Origin of the sequence: Burkholderia sp. WP9, from assembly GCF_900104795.1 — a bacterium.
Lineage (GTDB): Bacteria > Pseudomonadota > Gammaproteobacteria > Burkholderiales > Burkholderiaceae > Paraburkholderia.
The window spans coordinates 3075121-3095632 of the sequence record NZ_FNTG01000001.1 but is presented as its reverse complement, the minus strand read 5'-3'; the positions used below and the strand labels follow the sequence as shown (position 1 = coordinate 3095632).

The following is a 20512-nucleotide window of genomic DNA, read 5'->3' as shown; positions in this document are numbered from 1 at the left end:
GTTACTTTTTACTGGCCGCGCGTTTCAGCAAAGGCGCCAGATATTTACCGGTAAAACTTGCCTTCGACTTCGCAACCTGCTCCGGCGTGCCTTGGGCGATGATTTGCCCGCCGCCCGCCCCGCCTTCAGGGCCGAGGTCGATGACCCAGTCCGCGGTTTTTATTACATCGAGATTATGCTCGATGATCACGACGGTATTACCCTGGTCCCGTAAACGATGAATCACTTCGAGCAACAGCGCGATGTCATGAAAGTGCAATCCGGTGGTCGGTTCGTCGAGTATGTATAGCGTGCGACCGGTATCACGCTTGCTCAGTTCCAAAGATAGTTTGACCCGCTGTGCTTCCCCGCCCGACAGGGTAGTGGCCGACTGGCCCAGGCGGATATAGCCCAAACCCACGTCCAGCAGGGTTTTCAGCTTGCGCGCGACGACCGGCACAGGCTTGAAGAACTCGTAGGCATTCTCCACCGTCATGTCGAGGACTTCGCTGATGTTCTTGCCTTTGTACTGAACGTCCAGCGTTTCGCGGTTGTAGCGCTTGCCGTGGCAGACGTCGCACGGCACGTACACGTCCGGCAAAAAGTGCATCTCGACCTTCAGCACGCCGTCGCCCTGGCAGGATTCGCAGCGGCCGCCCTTCACGTTGAACGAGAAGCGGCCCGCTTCGTAGCCGCGTTCTTTCGCCGCAGGCACGCCCGCGAACAGTTCGCGGATCGGCGTGAAGAGACCCGTGTAGGTGGCCGGATTCGAACGCGGCGTGCGGCCGATCGGCGACTGGTCGACGTTGATCACCTTGTCGAAGTGCTCGAGGCCCTCGATCGATTCGTACGGCGCCGGCTCCGTGGCCGAGCCGTACAGGTGATGCGCGACCGCGTGATAGAGCGTGTCGTTGATCAGCGTGGACTTGCCCGAACCGGACACGCCGGTCACGCAGGTCAGCAGGCCGACCGGCAGATCGAGCGAGACGTGCTGCAGATTGTTGCCGTAGGCCTCGACGATGCGCAGTCGGCGCTCGTCCGGCTCCTTGCGTTCGTCCGGGAACTCGATGTTGCGCGCGCCGGACATGTACTGCCCTGTCATCGACGCCGCGTTCGCCTGCACCTGTTTGGGCGTGCCTTCGGCGATCACCATGCCGCCGTGTTCACCCGCTCCCGGCCCCATGTCGACCACGTAGTCGGCCATGCGGATCATGTCTTCGTCGTGTTCGACGACGATCACCGAGTTGCCCAGATCGCGCAGATGCTTGAGCGTGGCGATCAGCCGGTCGTTATCACGCTGATGCAAGCCGATGGACGGTTCGTCCAGCACGTACATCACGCCGGTCAACCCCGAGCCGATCTGCGAGGCGAGGCGAATGCGCTGCGCCTCGCCGCCGGACAGCGTTTCCGCACTGCGTTCGAGCGACAGATAGTCGAGCCCGACGTTGTTCAGGAACATGAGCCGAGCGACGATTTCCTTGACCACCTTGTCGGCGATCTCGCGCTTCGAGCCTTCCAGGCGCAGCGTCTGGAAATAGCCGAGCGCGTCGCGCAGCGGCCAGCCGCTGATTTCGAAGATGCCGCGCGCATCGCCGTCAGCGCCGATCCGCACGAAGCGCGCTTCGCGGCGCAGCCGCGTGCCGGCGCAGGCCGGGCAGGGCTGGTTGTTCTGATACTTGGCGAGCTCTTCGCGTACCGCGACCGAATCGGTCTCGCGGTAACGCCGCTCCAGATTCGGGATGATCCCTTCGAACACATGCTCGCGCACCGAGGTGCGGCCGCGTTCGTTGATGTACGAGAACGGGATCTCCTGCTTGCCCGAACCGAACAGCAGAATCTTGCGGACCTTTTCCGGCAAGTCTTCGACGGCCGTATCGATATCGAACTCGTAGAACGCCGCAAGGCTCTGCAGCATCTGGAAGTAGAACTGGTTGCGCCGGTCCCAGCCCTTCACTGCGCCCGCCGCGAGCGACAGCGACGGATGCGCGACCACCCGCTTCGGGTCGAAGAACGTGATCTGGCCGAGGCCGTCGCATTCCGGGCACGCGCCCATCGGATTGTTGAACGAGAAAAGGCGCGGCTCCAGTTCCTGCAGCGAGTACGAGCAGATCGGGCAGGCGAACTTGGAGCTGAACAGATGCTCTTTGTCGGTGTCCATTTCGAGCGCGATCGCGCGGCCGTCGGCGAGACGCAGTGCCGTTTCGAACGATTCGGCGAGACGCTGCTTCATGTCGGGGCGCACTTTCAGGCGGTCCACGACCACGTCGATGGTGTGCTTGTCGTTCTTCTTCAGCTTCGGCAGCGAGTCGACTTCGTAGATTTTCGCGACGCCTTCATTGGCGGTGCCGCCGCCCGAGCGCACGCGGAAACGGATAAAGCCCTGCGCCTGCATTTCCTCGAACAGTTCGACGTGCTCGCCCTTGCGGTTGGCCACCACCGGCGCGAGGATCATCAGCCTGGTTTCTTCCGGCAGCGCGAGCGCCGCGTCGACCATCTGCGAGACGCTTTGCGCTTCCAGCGGAATTTCGTGGTCCGGACAGTAAGGCGTGCCGACCCGTGCGAACAGCAGACGCAGATAGTCGTGAATCTCGGTGACGGTGCCGACCGTGGAGCGCGGATTGTGCGAGGTCGCCTTCTGTTCGATCGAGATGGCCGGCGACAGCCCTTCGATCAGATCGACGTCGGGCTTCTCCATCAGTTGCAGGAACTGGCGTGCATAGGCGGAGAGACTTTCGACGTAGCGCCGTTGTCCTTCCGCATAGAGCGTGTCGAACGCCAGCGACGATTTTCCCGAGCCTGAAAGGCCCGTGATGACGACGAGCTTGTGACGGGGTAGGTCGAGGTTGACGTTCTTCAGGTTGTGGGTGCGAGCCCCACGAATACGGATTTGTTCCACGGATTTATTCCATGAACTGGCGGAAAGAGGAAGAGGCTAAACCTGCTACTATAACGACTTTTCAAGACCGCCGTTACGGCTTCCTGACAGCCTGAAGAGGTGTCGAAGCGAGCTGTAAGGCAGCGGCCCAGCGCTGCGGACAAGAGGTCTAACTGGGGCCGTTTTCCGCGAGTACAAGGCAACCGCGAGGCAACCCCGAGGCAGCCGCGAGGCAACCGCGAGGCGCCGGCGGAAGGTGCGAAGGCTGCGGGCTTGATCCTCGTGCCGCATGCTGGCCCGCCGTCCTGCGGCAAGCCGCGCGGTCATGGCCGCCTTGCCGCTGTGTCCGCCCGCGGTGTGCCACCCAGCTCATTCACAGAACGTTCCCGATGTCCAATCCGTCCGCCACTTCCTCACGCATGAGCGCGCCTGAACTGCGCGCGACCGTGTCGCTTGCCGCGATCTTCGCGCTGCGCATGCTGGGTCTATTCATGATCATGCCGGTGTTCTCGATCTACGCGAAGACCATCCCCGGCGGCGACAACGTGCTGCTGGTGGGGATCGCGCTCGGCGCTTACGGCGTGACGCAGTCCATGCTTTACATCTTCTACGGCTGGGTCTCCGACAAGGTCGGCCGCAAACCGGTCATTGCGACCGGCCTGCTGATCTTCGCGCTCGGCAGCTTCGTGGCGGCGGGCGCGCACGACATGACGTGGATCATCGTCGGCCGGGTGATTCAGGGCATGGGCGCGGTGTCCTCAGCGGTGATCGCGTTCATCGCCGACCTGACCGCCGAGGAAAATCGCACCAAGGCCATGGCCATGGTGGGCGGCAGCATCGGCGTGTCGTTCGCGGTGGCGATCGTCGGGGCGCCGATCGTGTTCCAGTGGGTCGGCATGAGCGGCCTGTTTACGCTGGTCGGCATCTTCTCGATTCTGGCGATCGGCGTGGTGGTGTGGGTCGTGCCAGATGCGCCGAAACCGGTGCATGTCCGCGCGCCATTCGCCGAAGTGCTGCACAACGTCGAGTTGCTGCGTCTGAATTTCGGCGTGCTCGTGCTGCACGCGACGCAAACCGCGCTGTTCCTCGTCGTGCCGCGCATTCTCGAAGCCGGTGGCCTGCCGGTCGCCTCCCACTGGAAAGTGTATTTGCCGGTCATGGGCCTGTCGTTCGTGATGATGGTGCCGGCGATCATTGCCGCGGAAAAGCGCGGCAAGATGAAGATCGTGCTGCTCTCGGCGATCGCTCTTATCCTGATCGGACAGTTGTTATTGGGCGTCGCTCCGCATACGATTCTGAGTGTGGCGGCGATCCTTTTTGTGTACTTTCTCGGCTTCAATATTCTTGAAGCTTCGCAGCCTTCGCTGGTGTCGAAACTGGCGCCCGGAACCCGCAAGGGCGCGGCCGCCGGCGTGTACAACACCACGCAGTCCATCGGTCTTGCGCTGGGTGGCGTGGTCGGCGGCTGGTTGCTGAAGGCGGATGGTCAGAGCGCCGTCTTCTTCACTTGTTCGGGGCTCGTCTTTTGCTGGCTTATAATCGCCGCAAAGATGAAACAGCCGCCGCGCAAAGCGTAATACGGCGCATCCCGAACTTACCCAGAACTCACCCGGCGGCGGGCAGAGGCGCAGTTCCGGTCTCGGGCCTGCCGGCCCTGAAACGCGAACCGTGTATTGCCGCGCCGCCCGTAACGGAATCAACAGGAGAAACTCATGGCATCCGTGAACAAGGTCATTCTCGTCGGCAATCTCGGAGCCGATCCGGAAGTCCGTTATCTTCCGAGCGGCGACGCAGTGGCGAACATCCGCCTTGCAACGACGGATCGGTACAAGGACAAGGCGTCCGGCGAAATGAAAGAAGCGACCGAATGGCACCGCGTCTCGTTCTTCGGCCGCCTCGCGGAAATCGTGTCCGAATATCTGAAGAAGGGTTCGTCGGTGTACCTGGAAGGGCGCATCCGTACCCGTAAGTGGCAGGCGCAAGACGGCACCGACCGTTACTCGACGGAAATCGTCGCCGAGCAGATGCAAATGCTGGGTGGCCGCGGCGGCTCGATGGGCGGCGGCGGTGACGAAGGCGGTTATAGCCGCGGTGAGCCGTCGGAGCGAAGCGGCGGCGGTGGTGGTGGCCGTGCGGTGTCGGGTGGTGGTGCGCGTGGCGGCAGCGGTGGTGGCGGCGGCGCGAGCCGTCCGAGCGCGCCGGCTGGTGGCGGATTCGACGAGATGGATGACGATATTCCGTTTTAACCGCCCGTAATCAGAAAGTGTAAAGATCAACCCCGCCTTCGTGCGGGGTTTTTTGTTCTTGGCTCTGGCAGGCAGCGCGCACGAACACTGGCATGGCGCACTGATTCATAAAAAAACGCGCAAGCGAGCGAAATCGGGGCTACATTTTTTAGACGCCACCCGTGATGCATTTTGTCCGTGGAATCGATAGCCCCGCGTGACAGCGCGGATTCCCTTTCATCTTCCGAGGGGTCATTTGACATGTCGGATGATGCCGCAGATGTCCTGATCGTCGGCGCCGGCCCGGTTGGTCTATTGCTCGCTACGGAGTTGCGACGCGACGGCGTCGAGGTGCGCCTCGTCGACCGTATGTCCACCAGGATCTTCTATTGCAAGGCGCTCGGCATTACGCCGCGCACCATCGAGATATTCGAAGACATCGGCATCGCCCTGCGCGCGATTGAGTCCGGAATATGGCTGACCGGCGTTCAAACCTGGCAGGACGGCGTCATGGTCCCGGCACGCAGCATGAACATGCCGACGGCAGGGCTGCCCTACGGCTCGTTGTCGCTCGCGCAGTTCGAAACGGAACGTCTTCTCGAGGCCGCACTCGCCGCGCATGGCGGACGGGTCGAATACGGCGTCGAGTTGACCGCCTTCGAAGAGCGCGAGGGCGCGGTCCATGCGCAACTCACGGATTCCGACGGGCAGACGCACACCCTGCGTTGCCGTTGGCTCGTGGGCTGCGATGGCGCGCACAGCAAGGTTCGCTCGACGCTCGGTTTTGCGTTCGAAGGCGGACAATACCCGCAAACATTCGCGCTCGCCGATCTCGACGTCGAGTGGGATCTGCCCCAGGGGCCGATGTATCGCTTCGAATGGAGTGCTGAGGGCCGCCCGAAAACGGCGCTCGCGGCAGTGCCGGTTCGCGGCTCGGACCGACGCTATCGGCTTTCGGTCGTCGTGCCCGAAGACAAGGCGGCGTTCGCCGATAACCCCTCACCCGATTTCGATACGATGTGCGCGCTGCTGCTGCCGGCCTTGCCCGATGACACGCGCCTCTCGTCGATGCGCTGGTCGTCGGTCTACCGTGTCAGCCATCGCATCGTGCCCGCGTATGCGCAGGGCAGTGTCTTCATTGCTGGCGACGCGGCGCATATTCATCCGCCGGTGGGCGGGCAGGGTATGAATACGGGCTTGCAGGATGCGCACAATCTGGCGTGGAAGCTGTCGCTCGCGACGAAAGGCCTCGCACAGCCTGAATTGCTCGAGAGCTATTCGGCGGAACGGCATCCTGTCGGAGTCGACGTCGTTCAGTCGACCAGCGCGGCGCTCAATGCGGTGTTCGCTCGCGAGGCGGTGACACCGGCTATGCGCGAAACCCAGTTGCTAGTCACCTATCGCGGCAGCCAAATCGTCGCCGACGAGTGTCCCGGGATGGACGCGGCGTCGCCCGCGCCCGGCGACCGGGTTCCCGAAGTGGGGGGCTTCCAGCAGACCTACGTCGGCCACGCGCAGCGCCTGCATGACCACGTCGGCCGCGGCCGACATGTCTTGCTCGGCTATATCGATTCACCCGGTGCGCAATACGACGCGTTTGTCGAGGGTTGCTCCGCGCTCGCTGCCCTGCCTGACGAGTTCGCGTCCGCGGTGCTGATCGTGGCGCCGGGATGCGATGTGCCCCGCAACGAGCGGATCACCGTGCTGACGGATGCGGCACATGAATTCGCGACGGCGTTTCGCGCCCCGAGCGGCACGGTGTGGGGCGTGCGGCCCGACGCGCATCTCGGCTGGCGTGCGAGCCATTGTTCGAAAGACGCGTTGAAAGGGTGGTTGCGGCGGTCGGTACTGATCGACTGACGTGATTCGGGGCGGCGTGCGATAGTCGGGCGTCGGTCTGGAACTCCCTTAGGGATAAACCTAAGCCCCAAGCCAGGCATGCCTCAGCGCCCCATTTCCCACCCTTCAACCCCATCTTCCTCAATGTCGCCTTGACATTCACTCCTTCCCCGACAATACTCAATCCATAGTTTGTACGGACAAAGTAACAAACGCAGATAAAGTCACTCGAAACAGGAGACAGGCATGGAATCAGACCTCGCAGTCAAACACCGCATACGCGCCAGTTACGGGCGCTACCTCGAAGATTTCCAGGTCGGCGATATCTACGAACACCGCCCCGGGCGCACTATTACGGAAGCCGACAACATCCACTTCTCGCTGCTGACGATGAATTTCCATCCGATGCATTGCGATGCCGCCTACGCCGCCAAGAGCGAATTCGGCCGCCTGCTGGTCAATAGCGGTCTGACGGTTGCCGTGGTGCTGGGACTCTCGGTGAACGACGTCAGCGGCAAGGCGATCGCCAACCTCGGCTGGAAAGAAATCCGTTTGACCGGTCCGGTGTTTTGCGGCGACACGATTTATGCGGAATCCGAAGTGCTCGAGAAGCGCGAATCGAAGTCGCGTCCGGGGCAGGGCATCGTCACCGTGCAAACTCGCGCGTTCAAGCAGGACGGCACACCGATCATGGACTTCGTGCGCAGCGCGCTCGTCCCGGCGCGTGGCCACGGCGTCGGCGATTGATCGACGCGTTGCCCCGCGTCAATCGCCGCATGAGCGAACTGAACGCTCGGGCAGTCTGAGAACGACCAGCAGCACATTGCGCGCATCTGCCGGCAAGAGCAGCCCGCGCGCGGATTCCGGCGGCGCCTGAACAGGCGCCACGAAGCGGCAAGCGTCAATGCGGCCGCATGCACACCAAGGAGACAAAGGTGGCTATCGGTATCGTCAACTCGGGCGCGCGACTCGATCGCCTGCCCATCGCGTCCTTTCACTGGAAGGTTCTCGGCCTCATCAGCGCGGGCGCTTTTCTCGACGCCTTCGACATCTATCTCGCCGCCGGTGCGCTCGGCGCGATGGTGAAAGCGGGCTTCTCCGATCTGAAACTGAACGCGCTATTCATTTCGGTGACGTTCTTCGGCATGCTGATCGGCGCAGGCCTGGCCGGTTATCTCGGCGACCGCTTCGGCCGCCGCTCGTCGTATCAGACCAATCTGCTGATCTTCGGCATCGCGTCGATCGCCGCGTGCTTCGTGCCGAACATGATGTGGCTGATCGTGCTCCGGCTGATCATGGGTATCGGCCTCGGCGCCGAACTCGTGGTGGCGGCGGGCACCTTGTGCGAATTCATCCCCCCGGCATCACGCGGACGCTGGACCGCGTTGCTCGCGCTCATTATCAATTCCGGATTGCTGGTGTCGACGGCGGTGGGCTACGTCGTGATCCCGCTGCTGGGTTGGCGCTATATGTTCGGGATTGCCGGCGTCGGCGCGATCATCGTGTGGGTGCTGCGGCACCGTATGCCGGAGTCGCCGCGCTGGCTCGAATCAGTGGGCCGCAGCGACGAAGCCGAGGCGACCGTTTCGGCCATCGAAAACGAGGTGCAGCGACAGAAAGGCCCGTTGCCGCCGGTCGAGCGCACCGAAAGTCTCGAAGTGCCGAAAGCACCGTTCTCCGCTCTGTTCTCGCACGCCATGCTCGGGCGAACGCTGGTCGCCATTCTCACGGCGGTCGCGGTGAATATTTCGGTGTACGGCTTTGTTGCGTGGTTGCCGACCTTCTTCGTGAAGGAAGGTCTCACCATCGTGCAATCGCTCGGTTTCACGACGCTCATGGCGTTCGGCGCACCCGGCGGCGCGTTGATCGGCTTTCTCTGCGCGGATCGTGTGGGCCGTGCGCGTGGTCTGGTGATCTTCGCGATCGCCACGATCGTGGTCGGCTTCATCTATCCGAACATGCATGCGGGTTGGGCAATCAGCAGTGTCGGCTTCGTGCTGGTCACCTGCATCTACACGGTCACCACACTCGGCTTGTTCGCCTACATCCCCGAACTCTTTCCGACCGAACTGCGTCTGCGCGGAACTGGTACGGCGGGCGTTTGCGGCCGCGCTGCCTCGATGACCACGCCGTATCTCGCGGTGGTGCTCTACAACTCGTTCGGTGTGTCCGGCGTGCTGGCCATGGTGAGTAGCGTGCTCGGGCTGTTGGTGCTCGGCATTCTGCTGCTGCGTGTCGAAACCAATCAGCACGCGCTCGAGCGGATCTCGCCGAGCCTCGACACCGATTCCGATCCGATACCCGCTACCCAGCAAGGTTAATCCTCCATGACTTCACTCGATACCTCTGTCACGCTGTCCGATCAGTACGCGCGTTTCGGTCTGGGTCTGCAATTGCGCGACGTGCCGCGTGCGGTGCAGACGCGCGCCAAGCATCTGATTCTCGACGCCGTTGGCATTGCATTCGCGTCACGTGGTTATCCGTATGCGGATGTTGCGCTCGCCGCCTTCTCCGAACTCGGCAACGGCGCTTCGCCAGTGATCGGCTACGGCCGGCGTCTCGGCCTGCGCGACGCCGCGACAATGAACGGCGTGCTGATTCACGGTCTCGACTTCGACGACACCCATTCGCGCGGCGTCATTCACTCGACCACCAGCGCGTTGCCCTGCGTGCTCGCACTCGCCGATCGCGACGGCGTAAGCGGCGCCGATCTGTTGACCGCGTATATCGTCGCAATGGAAGTGTCGACGCGCGTGGCGTCGGCGGCCAGGGGCGGATTCCACGACGCCGGTTTTCATCCGACGGGCCTGGTGGGCGCGTTCGGCTGCGCGGTTGCCGCAGCGCGTCTGCTGCAACTGGACGAGGCTCGCGTGGCGCATGCGCAAGGCATCGTGCTTTCAATGGCGGCCGGCAGCCTCGAATTTCTCGAAGACGGCGCGTGGACCAAGCGCGCTCATCCGGGTTTCGCGGCTGCTTCGGCGATCACCGCCGCGACGCTCGCCAAACACGGCTTCACGGGTCCACGTTTGGCCTACGAAGGACGCTTCGGGCTCTACGCGAGCCACCTCGGCAAACCACTCGGCGCGGCCGATCGCGAACTCGCCACCGAAGGCCTGGGCAGTTCATGGCAGATCGACGAAGTGGCGATCAAGCCGCTGCCCGCGTGTCACTTCACGCATGCAGTCGCCGACGCGGCGATCGCGTTGCATCGCGAGCATCGCTTCTCGGCAGACAAGCTCGACTCGATCAAACGCGTGGTCGCGAAAGTGCCGCGCGGCACGGTGGAAATCGTCTGCGAACCGGTCGAGGCGAAGCGCAAGCCGGTCACCGCGTACGAAGCGCAATTCAGCGTGCCGTACATCGTCGCCACGGCGTTGCTCAAAGGCCGCTTTACGCTCGACGAACTCGAACCGGCCGCGCTCGCCGATCCAGCGGTTTTGGCGCTCGCCAAAAAAGTCGATTACGAAATCGATCCCGACACGACCTTCCCGCGCCACTACACCGGCGAAGTCGTGGTGGAGCGCAGCGACGGTTCGCGTGTCGCGCATCGCGAGGCGATCAATCGCGGTTGCGCGGACCGCCCCGTCAGCAACGACGACATCGTCGCCAAGTTCCACGCGAACGCGCAGCGCAGCATTTCCCGCAGTGAGGCCGAACAGGTCGCCCACGCCGTCTTGCAACTCGACGAACAGCCGGCCCGCGCGCTCGCCGACACGCTTGCTGGACACACCGCATCTTAAGGACGTCATCATGACCGCCACTGAACTCGACACGCTGGAAAACGATCAACTGATTCTCGACATGCTGGACCGCTTTCTCGACACCGAGGTGCGGCCCTACGTCCACAAGTTCGATCACGACGATATCTACCCGGCGGAGATCGTCGAGAAGATGAAAGAGATGGGCCTGTTCGGCTGCATCATCGATCCCGAGTATGGCGGGCTGGGTCTGTCGACCCGGACCTACGCGCAGATCATCGCGCGCATCTCGCGGGTCTGGATGTCGGTGAGCGGCATCATCAATTCGCATCTGATTCTCGCGATGCTGGTGCAACGCAACGGCACGCCCGAGCAGAAGAGCAAGTATCTGCCGAAGTTCGCCACCGGCGAGTGGCGCGGCGGCATCGGCCTGACCGAGCCCGATTGCGGCACGGATCTGCAGGCGATACGCACGACCGCCAAACGCGTCGGCGACGAATACATCGTGAACGGCAACAAGACGTGGATCACCAACAGCAAGCACGGCAATACGCTGGCGCTGCTGGTAAAGACGGATACGACGGCAGAGCCGCGGCATCGCGGGATGAGTTTGTTGCTGGTGCAGAAAGGGCCTGGATTCGAAGTCAGCCGCCAACTCGAAAAGCTCGGCTACAAAGGTATCGATACCTGCGAGTTGTCGTTCAACGATTATCACGTTTCCGTGGATGCGTTGATCGGCGGCGTGGAAGGCAAGGGCTTGCAGCAGATACTCGGCGGCCTGGAACTCGGCCGTATCAATGTCGCGGCGCGCGGCGTCGGCGTCGCGCAAGCCGCGCTCGATGAATCCGTCAGCTACTCGCAGCAGCGCAAAACCTTCGGCAAGCCGATCTGCGAGCATCAGGCGATCCAGTTGAAACTCGGCGAGATGGCGACGCGCGTCGAAGCGGGGCGCCTCCTTGTCGACGCCGCCGCGCAGAAGTACGACCGCGGCGAGCGCTGCGATATGGAAGCGGGCATGGCGAAATACTTCGCCACCGAGGCCGCGCTGGAAAACAGCATCGAGGCCATGCGTATTCACGGCGCGTACGGCTATTCGAAGGAGTACAACGTCGAGCGACTGTACCGCGATGCGCCGCTCCTCACCATCGGCGAGGGTACCAACGAGATGCAACGCATCATCATCGCCAAGCAGCTGATCGAAAGGAGTCCGGTATGAGTTTGCCTCTTTCAGGCGTGCGCGTGCTCGCCATCGAACAATACGGCGCTGGGCCATTCGCGACCCAGCATCTCGCGGACCTCGGCGCGGAGATCATCAAGATCGAGCATCCGACCAATGGCGGCGATGTCGGCCGCGCAGTGGGCCCGTATTTTTTCGGCGACGGCGATAGCCACTTTTTTGAAGCGTTCAATCGCAACAAATGCAGCCTGACGCTCGATCTGAAAAAGCCCGAAGCGCGCGCGGTTTTGCTCGACCTCGTCGCGAAGAGCGACGCGGTGTTCAACAATCTGCGCGGCGATCTGCCGGCGAAGCTCGGGCTCACCTATGAGCAACTTCGCGAGGCGAATCCGAAGATCGTGTGCGGGCATCTGTCCGCGTACGGTCGCACCGGCAGCCGCGCGGCATGGCCGGGCTACGACTATCTGATGCAGGCCGAGGCCGGCTACCTGTCGGTTACGGGGGAGCCCGATAGTCCGCCGGCGCGCTTCGGCTTGTCGATCATCGATCTGATGACCGGCACGACCGCGGCGATGGCGCTGCTCGCCGGTCTGGTCGATGCGAAGACGTCGGGCAAAGGCCGCGACATCGACGTGAGTCTCTTCGACGTCGCGCTGCACAACCTCGCGTATGTCGCGACGTGGTATCTGAACGGCGGCGTGGTGACAGGGCGCGAGAATCGCTCGTCGCATCCGTCGCTCACGCCGAGCCAGTTGTACAAGACCCAGGACGGCTGGATTTTCCTGATGTGCAACAAGGAAAAGTTCTGGGGCGTGCTCGCCGAAGTGCTCGACAAACCGTCGTGGGTGACCGATCCGCGCTTTTGCAACTTTCAGGCACGCCTCGCGAATCGCGAGCTGGTGCAGACCGAACTCGACACGGTGTTATCGGGCGCGACCACGGCAACATGGCTTGAACGCTTCGGCGGACGCGTGCCGGCGGCGCCGGTGTTCGACGTCAAGGAGGCGCTGGAGAATCCCTTCGTTGCCGAGCGCGAATGCGTGGTGAACGCCGAGCACCCGCGCTTCGGCACGGTGCGCGGTGTGGCCGCGCCGGTGCGGATCGACGAGCCGCTGCCGACGCGCGCGGCGCCTGACCTCGGGCAGGACACCCAACGGTTGCTCGACGAGCTCGGCTATGGTCCGGAAAGGATAGCTTTGCTGAGAGAGGCGGGTGTGGTGCAATAAGGCCGGGCGGGCAACCGTCCGCTCTTCCACTTTTTTGCACATCGAGATGGCCACGACAGTCCTCGGGCAACAGCCGCGCTACATGCAACTGGCACAGACGCTCCTGAACGAGATTCAGGGCGGACAGTTTCCCATCGGCACGTTGCTGCCGACCGAGTTCGAGCTCTGCGAGCAGTTCGGCGCGAGCCGCTTCACGGTGCGCCAGGCGATCAAGCAACTGGAGCAGCGCGGTCTGGTGGACCGGCGGCCCGGCATCGGCACCCGCGTGAAAGCCATACAAAGCGAGACCGCGTACCGGCAGGTGATGGAGCGCCTGAGCGACCTGCACCGCTACACGTCGGACACGGAGCTGGAGATCGAGTCGACGCAAACCGTCGAGATCGACGACGCCGAACTGCTCGAGCGGCTCAGCGCGAAGCCGGGCGAGACCTGGCTGCTGGCCGAGGGCATTCGCCGTTCACCGGACAGTGTCGAGCCGATCTGTCACACGCAGGTGTATATCCATCCGGCGTTCCGCTCGTTGACAGGCCTGAGCGGCCGCACGCATGTGCCGATCTACACGCTGATCGAAAAGCAGTTCGGTGAGCAGATCGCCGAAGTGCAGCAGGAAATCCGCGCGGTCGCGCTGCCGGCGGCGCTGGCGCAACGTCTGAACGCGAAGCCGCGTTCGCCCGCGCTGTGGTTGTGCCGCCGTTATCTGAACCGGCGTGCGCAGGTGGTCGAGCTGACCATCAGCGTGCATCCGGCGGACCGCTACAGTTATTCCGAAACATTTCAACGCGACTGGCACGCCAACTAGCAGCATCGCGGCGTGCGGTTCAGGAGAGCAGGATGGACGCACGCAGTTATCTGTTCGTACCGGGCGACCGGCCCGAGCGCTTCAGCAAGGCGCTCGACACGGGCGCCGACGCGGTGGTGATCGATCTCGAAGACGCGGTTGCGCCGGCGGCGAAGCTCGCCGCGCGCGATGGCCTGCAACGCTGGCTGTCGACTGCGGATCCCGCGCGGCTCATCGTCCGCGTCAACGCGGTGGGCACACCGTGGCATGTCGCCGATGTGGAGATGGTGCGGGCCTCCGGCATTGCCACGTTGATGCTGCCTAAGTCGGACAGCGCGCAGCAACTCGCCGACGTCGCCGCGCGGCTGCCGGCGGCGATGCGCATCGTGGCGCTCATCGAAACCGTCGCCGGTGTGGTGGCGATGCGGGAAATCGCCGCCGTGCCGTCGGTCACGCGGCTTGCGTTCGGCACCGTGGATTTTTGCGGCGATGCCGGCATTGAAGGACTCGGCATCGAACTGAATTACGTACGCTCGCAGATGGTGATCGAATCGCGCTATGCGGGCCTCGCCGCGCCGGTCGATGGCGTGACACTGGAGCTCGACGATCTCGCCCGCCTGACGGAGCACGTGGCCGCCGCGCGGCGCTTCGGCTTCGGCGGCAAGCTGTGCATACATCCGCGCCAGGTGGATCCGGTCAACAGCGGTTTCGCGCCCAGCGAGGACGAGCGGCGGTGGGCGGCGCGTGTTCTCGCGGCGTGTCGCGAGCATCCGGAAGGCGCGTTCGCGGTGGACGGCAAACTGGTCGACCGGCCGGTCATCGAGCGGGCGAAAAGGATTGCTGAATTCGACACGCTCACGCGGTGACGGTGCGCCGGTCGGCCCGGCGGCAAGGCAAGCCATGCTTACCGGCGCAAATGGTCCAACGCGTCCCTCATGGGCACACTGGAGATGACAATCGGCCCGGTAAACGGCGTATCCAGGTCGACGATCACATAGATCGCGGAAGCAATCGACACCGCGCCGAGCAAAATCGTGACCAACGCCAGCGCGTTGCGCGGCGCGATCAGGCCGAAACTCAGAAAGATCACGGCCAGCCAGAAGGTCAGTGTCTTGAGGAACGGCTGGGAAATCGAGCTGTGCGCTTCCTCGATGATCTTCCACCGCGCGTCCACCACGCGCCGGTATTGCGCCAATCCGTCGTCGAGCGCGCGTTGCTGTAATGGATCGTGGGTCCGCAATTGCCGTAACTCCCTGCCCACGGCGGTCAGCATATCGCCGAGCCGCACGTTCTCCAGTTTCTGCGAGTTGTCCTGCGAGCCGATGTCTTTCGGGTATTCGCCGGTGGGCGGGGTTTCGCCGGGCCACGTCGAGGCAATCGCCGCCGCCGTGTACTGGCGCAACAGGTGCCGGGCCGGATCGGTATCCGCGCCGTATTGGCGCAAGGTCGTGTCGAACTCGATCAGATCGGCTGCGTAGGCGCGCAAATCATTGGAAGCCGTGTCGAAGCTGGACTTCGCGGATGCCGTCATCAAGCCGAGTACCAGCGCGGCGAACGTCACCAGCATGCCGATCACCAGCTGGATCAACTGCACGGTTTCATGCGCCTTGTGCTCTTCAGGCAACAGCGGCCGCACCCACACGCCCACGCCGGTCGCGATCAGCAAGAGAGCGAAAATCACCACGGTCGAACCGACTTCGGACATACGCATGCTCCGTAGACGCACCCTCGCCACTTTCCATCAACCGCCGCCCGCCGAAAACCCGGGTAGTCCCGCAACGATCGGCGCGTATCACCGGCCTCATCCGCTTGAATTTTGATGTAACACAACGGCGTGGGCATCGACTATCAAGTTTTTGCTGATCGCGCCGTAGTCCTTACATGTGGCATTCGCTTAAATCAAGACAATAGTTGCGGACCTGGCCGAGTGAGCTTGGGCGCAGCGCGCGTGGCCGAGATTTTTGATGAACATCCGGTCAGGCAGCCCAATGGAGACACGCCCGATGTTGAAAAATCTGTCGATTCGCACCTGTCTGACCATGATGATCGGATTTTTCGGCATCGTGTTGCTGGTCGGCGCCGCCGCCGGCCTGCTGTCGCTGCGCTCGAGCAACGCCTCGCTGCAGCAGATGTACACCGTGGACACGCCGGCAGTCGCCGACCTCGAAGGCAGCGCCGGACAGCTGTTGCGCCTGCGTCTCGCGCTGGCGACGTATGCCTCGCTCGTCGATCTCAACGATCAGGACGGCGCGAACGCCGTGCTCAAGCGTTTCGATCAGTACCAGAAAGGATCGAACGACCGTCTTGCCCACTATGTGAGCCGCGCGAGCACGGACGCCGACGAACAGCGCCTCATCAAGGACATGCAGGACAAGCGCGACACCTTCCTGCACGAAGGCGTCGATCCGGCGCTCGCCGCGCTCAAGTCCGGCGACAAGACCACCTTCCAGCAATTGCAGGCGCACAAGCTGCCGTCGCTCTACAGCGCGTACGAAAAGGCGATGCTCACGCTCGAACAGTTGCAGATCGATCACGGCGCGCAGCGCTATCAGGATGCGCAGGATCTGTTCTACGCGATCTGTATTGCGGTGGCGATCGGCATGGTCGTGTCGCTGCTCGGTTCGTTGATCGGCCGCGCGGTGCTGGTGCGCGCGATCGTCAGTCCGGTCGACGCCACCATCGCGCAGTTTCAGCGCATTGCCAATGGCGACCTGACTGGTCAGATCGTCGTGGCCAGCAATAACGAAATGGGCCGTCTCGCGGCCGCGCTGCGCAAGATGCAGGAATCGCTGATCGCGACAGTGAATTCGGTGCGGCAAGGCACGGAATCCATCGACACCGGCGTGAGCGAGATTGCCGCGGGCAATACCGATCTGTCGCAACGTACCGAAGAGCAGGCCGCCTCGCTCGAAGAAACGGCGGCGAGCATCGAACAGCTCACCTCGACGGTCAAGCAGACGGCCGACAACGCGAAGCAGGCCAGCTCGCTCGCGCAGGGCGCATCCAGTCTGGCCGCGCAAGGCGGCGATCTGACGGAACAGGTGGTGGGCACGATGCATGGCATCGTCGACGATTCGCGGCGCATTGCCGACATTGTCGGCGTGATCGAAGGGATCGCATTTCAGACCAATATTCTCGCGCTGAATGCGGCAGTCGAAGCCGCGCGCGCCGGCGAGCAGGGACGCGGCTTCGCGGTGGTGGCGAGCGAAGTGCGCTCGCTCGCGCAGCGCAGCGCGGCAGCGGCGAAGGAGATCAAGGGTTTGATCGACGAATCGACGGCGCGTGTGCAGGCCGGTTCGCAGCTGGTACAACGCTCGGGCTCGACGATGACCGAGATCGTCGACGCGATCGCGCGCGTGAGTTCGATCATGGGTGAAATCGCGGCGGCCGCGACCGAGCAGAGCACCGGCATCGATCAGGTCAATCTCGCGGTTGCGCAGATGGACGAGGTGACTCAGCAAAATGCGGCGCTGGTCGAAGAGGCCGCGGCGGCGGCGAGTTCGCTGGAAGAGCAGGCGCGGCGACTGACTTCCGCCGTGTCGGTGTTCCAGACCGGCAGCGGGGCAGATTCGTCGTCCGCGCATGGCGGACGGCGCGGCGGTTCGGTCGCCGCGCCGGGAACCACGCATGCAGGCGAGTTCGCAACGGCTTGAGATCGGCGGTTGTGTTGCGAGACGGCGTGTCGAGTCGTTGGGACGAGTCGCGCGGCACGCGCAAAGCGTCCGCTACTGCATGGCCGCATAGTATTTCGCCACACTGTCGATCTCGGCGGGCGTCATCTGCCGTGCGACGTTGCGCATCTGTTCGTTGATGTCGTTGTGTCTTGCGCCGGAAGCAAAGGCGCGTAACTGCGCCGCCAGATAGATCGACGACTGTCCGCCCAGCCACGGCGCCGCGCCCTTGCGATCGAGCTGCCCGTGGCATGCCGCGCAAGGCGCGATATTGCGCTGCGGATCGCCCTGCATGGCCAGCTTTACGGCATTCGCGTCCGGTTCCACCCCGGTGGGCAGTGTCTGCGCTGCCGGTGCCCGCGGCAGCGATGCGTAATAAGCCGCCAGATCGTGCAGATCCTGGTCGCTGCGCGCGGCGATGATGGGTTGCATGATCGCGTTCTGGCGCACGCCGTTCTGGTAGTCGCGCAACTCTTTATAGATCACGTCGGCATATTGCCCGGCCAGCGCGGGCGCCGTCACCTGCACCGTGCCCAGCACGCCGTGACACATCGAGCAATTTTGCGTCGCGATCGTCGCGCCGCGGCCGATCGAATTCGCGTCGGCTCGCGCGCGCCGCAAAGGCGGCAAAACCACCACTTCGCTCGGCGCCGGGCCGGTGAGATTGGCGCCGCCGTACCAGCTCGACGGCGCGCCCGCGGCGCTGCAGATCGTCGCCCATAAGCCGCGGTCGCCGAAGGCGTTGCTCGCCGAAGGCAGCCAGATAAAGCCGATCAGTATCGACACGACGGCAATCGCAAGCGTGCCGCCCACGCTCACCGTGAACCACGGGTTGCGCAAGCTGAAGACGCGTTCCTGGTTCATCGCTGCGCTCCGACGACGACTGCCGGCACGGACGTCTGCGGCAATCTGAGCAACTGCACGATCGGCACACTGTAGTTGACGACCGTGAGGCCGATCATCAACGCCACCCACAAACCGAAGCTGTTGAGCGCGGCCGGCACGCGCTCCACCGGCTGTGCCGCGCTCGCGAAGCGGAAGCTCTGCTGCTGCACCACCGGGCCGAATTGCGACTTGGCGAGGATGTAGATGAACAGCACGCCGGACGCCACGAGGATCAATCCGCCCACCGCCGACATGCCGACCCAGAACGCCTGCGACTGCATGCCCGGCGTGTTGTAGTCGTAGTAGGCCATGCGGCGCGGCGCACCGAGCAGGCCGACGTAATGCCACGGCAGCGTCACGACCATCATGCCGATGAACCACAGCCACAGTTGCGTACGCACCAGCTTGACCGACGCGAGGGCCCGGCCGGTCAGTTGCGGCCACAGTTCATAGGCGATCGCGAAGTACATGATGACGATCGCGCCGCCGAAGATCAGATGGAAGTGGCCGGTCACCCACTGCGTGTTGTGCACGGTCGAGTTCAGCTGGTAGCTCATGTTGATCAGCCCGCCCGCGCCGCCGAGTCCGAGCATCACGAACGAGAACGCGATTACGAGCATCATCGGGTTTTGCCAGGGCAGTGCGCCTATCCAGCCGAAGGCACCCTTGCCGCCGCGCAGTCGGCCGGCGATTTCGACGGACGCGCAGATCGTGAACACCGTCAGCAGCGTCGGCACCGACACCATGCCGGTGAAGACGGCATGCAGGAACTTGAAGCCGGAGCCGACCTGCGGATCGGCGAACAGGTGGTGAATGCCGATCGGCATCGCGAAGACGAGGAACAGGATGAACGACACGCGCGCCATCGAATCGCTATAGAGCCGTCCGCCGATCGCGCGCGGCACCAGCGTGTAGTAAGCGATATAAGCGGGAATCAGCCAGAAGTAGACGATCGCGTGCAGCGTCCACGAGAACAGGATGCGCGAGAGGCCGGCGTCGATCGTGTTGGTCAGGCCGAATGCGACCGGCAGGATCTGGAACAGGATTTCCAGCGCCGCGCCGACAGCGGTCCAGGCCCACAGATACGCGCCCGCCACGTTGGCGAACATGGCGAGCGGCACCGGCTTGCCCGGATTGGCGCGCTTCCAGATGCGCAGGTTCACATGCATCAGCGCGACCCAGATCCACGAGCCGACCACCACCAGCACCACGCCGAGGTAATAGAAGGGACTGCCGATCATCGGCGGATAGAAGGTGTAGAGCACCGAGGCCTGGCCGAGCGCCACGGGCACCATTGCCATCACCGCGCCGATTGCCAGCATGATGAAGGCGGCCCACGCCCATTTGAGACCGACGAGGCGCTGCGCGAGCGCGAGTTCGACGATCGCGTAGCCGAAACCCATCGACACCAGCGTGGGCAGCACATAAGCCATCACGGAGCCGTGCGCGGTTACCGAACGATAGTAAAGCTCGGGGTCGCCGACCCACGGCACCAGCGGGCTGCGCACCAGCATCTGCCAGGCGCCGAGCAGCAGCGCGATCAGAAACGCAATGAAGGCGAGCCAGAAATGCGCGAGAACGAGTCGCTTAGCGTGAAACACAGCTCAGCCTCCGTGATTGTCGGGCCTGCTCGAAGAAGGTGGCTTTGTCGATGACTTTCACGTGGGCCCACATGGTCTGATGCCCGAAGCCGCAGAACTCGTGGCACGGCATGGTGTGATCGGCAGGCGCGTCGAAGCGCGTGTTCAGCGTGGCGACGTAGCCGGGCACGACCATCGTGTTGATGTTGGTGTCGGTGACGAGCAGGCCGTGTACGACATCGGCGCTGGTGGTGCGGATCGTGATCGGCGTGTCGGCTGGTACCAGCAGGCATTGCGGCGTGAACGAGTATTGCTGCGCGATGAAGCGCACGACCACCGAGCCGTCCGGCTCGACCGCACTGCCCAGATTGTCTTCGACGAATTCGCCGGACAGTTGCAGGCGTGATGGATCGATCGTTTCGACGCGCGAGGGCGGCATCATCGCCCAATGCAGTCCCGAATACACGATCACGACCAGCATCAGAACGATCAGCGCGACGGCGAAAATGGCCCAACGGCGCTCGGCGCGCAAGGCGACCGCGTGGCCGCCCGATTGGTGGTTGGAATCGGTCGACATGA

Annotated in this window: 16 protein-coding genes; 11 read left to right on the top strand and 5 right to left on the bottom strand. The window is 63.5% G+C overall.

What is annotated here, in order from left to right:
* Nucleotide 1: 1 nt before the first annotated feature.
* Complete coding sequence (uvrA, locus tag BLW71_RS13670; protein ID WP_091796787.1) at nucleotides 2-2875, bottom strand: excinuclease ABC subunit UvrA; 2874 nt, start codon at nucleotides 2873-2875, stop codon at nucleotides 2-4.
* A gap of 368 nt (nucleotides 2876-3243) precedes the next feature.
* Between uvrA and BLW71_RS13665 the strand changes: the two genes are divergently transcribed.
* From BLW71_RS13665 to BLW71_RS13620, 10 genes are all read left to right on the top strand, one after another.
* A complete protein-coding gene (locus tag BLW71_RS13665; protein ID WP_177205029.1) occupies nucleotides 3244-4431 on the top strand; it encodes an MFS transporter in 1188 nt (395 codons plus the stop codon).
* Nucleotides 4432-4566: 135 nt separating this feature from the next.
* Nucleotides 4567-5100, top strand: a complete 534-nt coding sequence (locus BLW71_RS13660) for a single-stranded DNA-binding protein (protein ID WP_091796785.1) — start codon at nucleotides 4567-4569, stop codon at nucleotides 5098-5100.
* Between the two features lie 240 nt (nucleotides 5101-5340).
* The gene (locus BLW71_RS13655; RefSeq protein WP_091796784.1) at nucleotides 5341-6939 is read left to right on the top strand and encodes an FAD-dependent monooxygenase; all 1599 of its coding nucleotides are present in this window, start codon (nucleotides 5341-5343) and stop codon (nucleotides 6937-6939) included.
* Nucleotides 6940-7164: 225 nt separating this feature from the next.
* Nucleotides 7165-7665 carry a MaoC family dehydratase gene (locus BLW71_RS13650; RefSeq protein ID WP_091796783.1) on the top strand — a complete coding sequence of 167 codons (501 nt, stop codon included), beginning with the start codon at nucleotides 7165-7167 and terminating at the stop codon, nucleotides 7663-7665.
* Between the two features lie 167 nt (nucleotides 7666-7832).
* Nucleotides 7833-9239: an MFS transporter gene (locus BLW71_RS13645; RefSeq protein WP_091796782.1), complete on the top strand. Its 1407-nt coding sequence runs from the start codon at nucleotides 7833-7835 to the stop codon at nucleotides 9237-9239.
* Between the two features lie 6 nt (nucleotides 9240-9245).
* Nucleotides 9246-10658, top strand: coding sequence for an MmgE/PrpD family protein (locus BLW71_RS13640; RefSeq protein WP_091796781.1), 1413 nt, complete (start codon nucleotides 9246-9248; stop codon nucleotides 10656-10658).
* A gap of 10 nt (nucleotides 10659-10668) precedes the next feature.
* Nucleotides 10669-11832: an acyl-CoA dehydrogenase family protein gene (locus tag BLW71_RS13635; RefSeq protein WP_091796780.1), complete on the top strand. Its 1164-nt coding sequence runs from the start codon at nucleotides 10669-10671 to the stop codon at nucleotides 11830-11832.
* The gene (locus BLW71_RS13630) at nucleotides 11829-13019 is read left to right on the top strand and encodes a CaiB/BaiF CoA transferase family protein (RefSeq protein WP_091796779.1); all 1191 of its coding nucleotides are present in this window, start codon (nucleotides 11829-11831) and stop codon (nucleotides 13017-13019) included. The genes BLW71_RS13635 and BLW71_RS13630 overlap by 4 nt, the downstream gene beginning before the upstream one ends.
* 46 nt (nucleotides 13020-13065) lie before the next feature.
* Entirely contained in the window at nucleotides 13066-13818 is a 753-nt protein-coding gene (locus BLW71_RS13625; protein ID WP_091796778.1) for a GntR family transcriptional regulator, read from the top strand.
* 32 nt (nucleotides 13819-13850) lie between these two features.
* A complete protein-coding gene (locus BLW71_RS13620) occupies nucleotides 13851-14663 on the top strand; it encodes an HpcH/HpaI aldolase/citrate lyase family protein (protein ID WP_091796777.1) in 813 nt (270 codons plus the stop codon).
* A gap of 38 nt (nucleotides 14664-14701) precedes the next feature.
* Here BLW71_RS13620 and BLW71_RS13615 read toward each other — a convergent pair whose 3' ends face one another.
* Nucleotides 14702-15502, bottom strand: a complete 801-nt coding sequence (locus BLW71_RS13615; RefSeq protein ID WP_091796776.1) for a bestrophin-like domain — start codon at nucleotides 15500-15502, stop codon at nucleotides 14702-14704.
* Between the two features lie 298 nt (nucleotides 15503-15800).
* On the opposite strand from BLW71_RS13615, the gene BLW71_RS13610 reads away from it, so the two are divergent.
* Nucleotides 15801-17450: a methyl-accepting chemotaxis protein gene (locus tag BLW71_RS13610; RefSeq protein ID WP_091796775.1), complete on the top strand. Its 1650-nt coding sequence runs from the start codon at nucleotides 15801-15803 to the stop codon at nucleotides 17448-17450.
* A gap of 72 nt (nucleotides 17451-17522) precedes the next feature.
* Here the strand turns inward: BLW71_RS13610 and BLW71_RS13605 are convergent, their stop codons facing one another.
* The 3 genes from BLW71_RS13605 to BLW71_RS13595 are packed head-to-tail and all read right to left on the bottom strand — an operon-like array spanning nucleotide 17523 to nucleotide 20510.
* Nucleotides 17523-18332 carry a c-type cytochrome gene (locus BLW71_RS13605; protein WP_091796774.1) on the bottom strand — a complete coding sequence of 270 codons (810 nt, stop codon included), beginning with the start codon at nucleotides 18330-18332 and terminating at the stop codon, nucleotides 17523-17525.
* On the bottom strand, nucleotides 18329-19954 hold the full coding sequence (locus BLW71_RS13600) for a b(o/a)3-type cytochrome-c oxidase subunit 1 (protein ID WP_091796773.1): 1626 nt from the start codon (nucleotides 19952-19954) through the stop codon (nucleotides 18329-18331). The genes BLW71_RS13605 and BLW71_RS13600 overlap by 4 nt, the downstream gene beginning before the upstream one ends.
* Entirely contained in the window at nucleotides 19941-20510 is a 570-nt protein-coding gene (locus tag BLW71_RS13595; RefSeq protein WP_091796772.1) for a cupredoxin domain-containing protein, read from the bottom strand. Before BLW71_RS13595 ends, BLW71_RS13600 begins: the two co-directional genes overlap by 14 nt.
* Nucleotides 20511-20512: the final 2 nt, after the last annotated feature.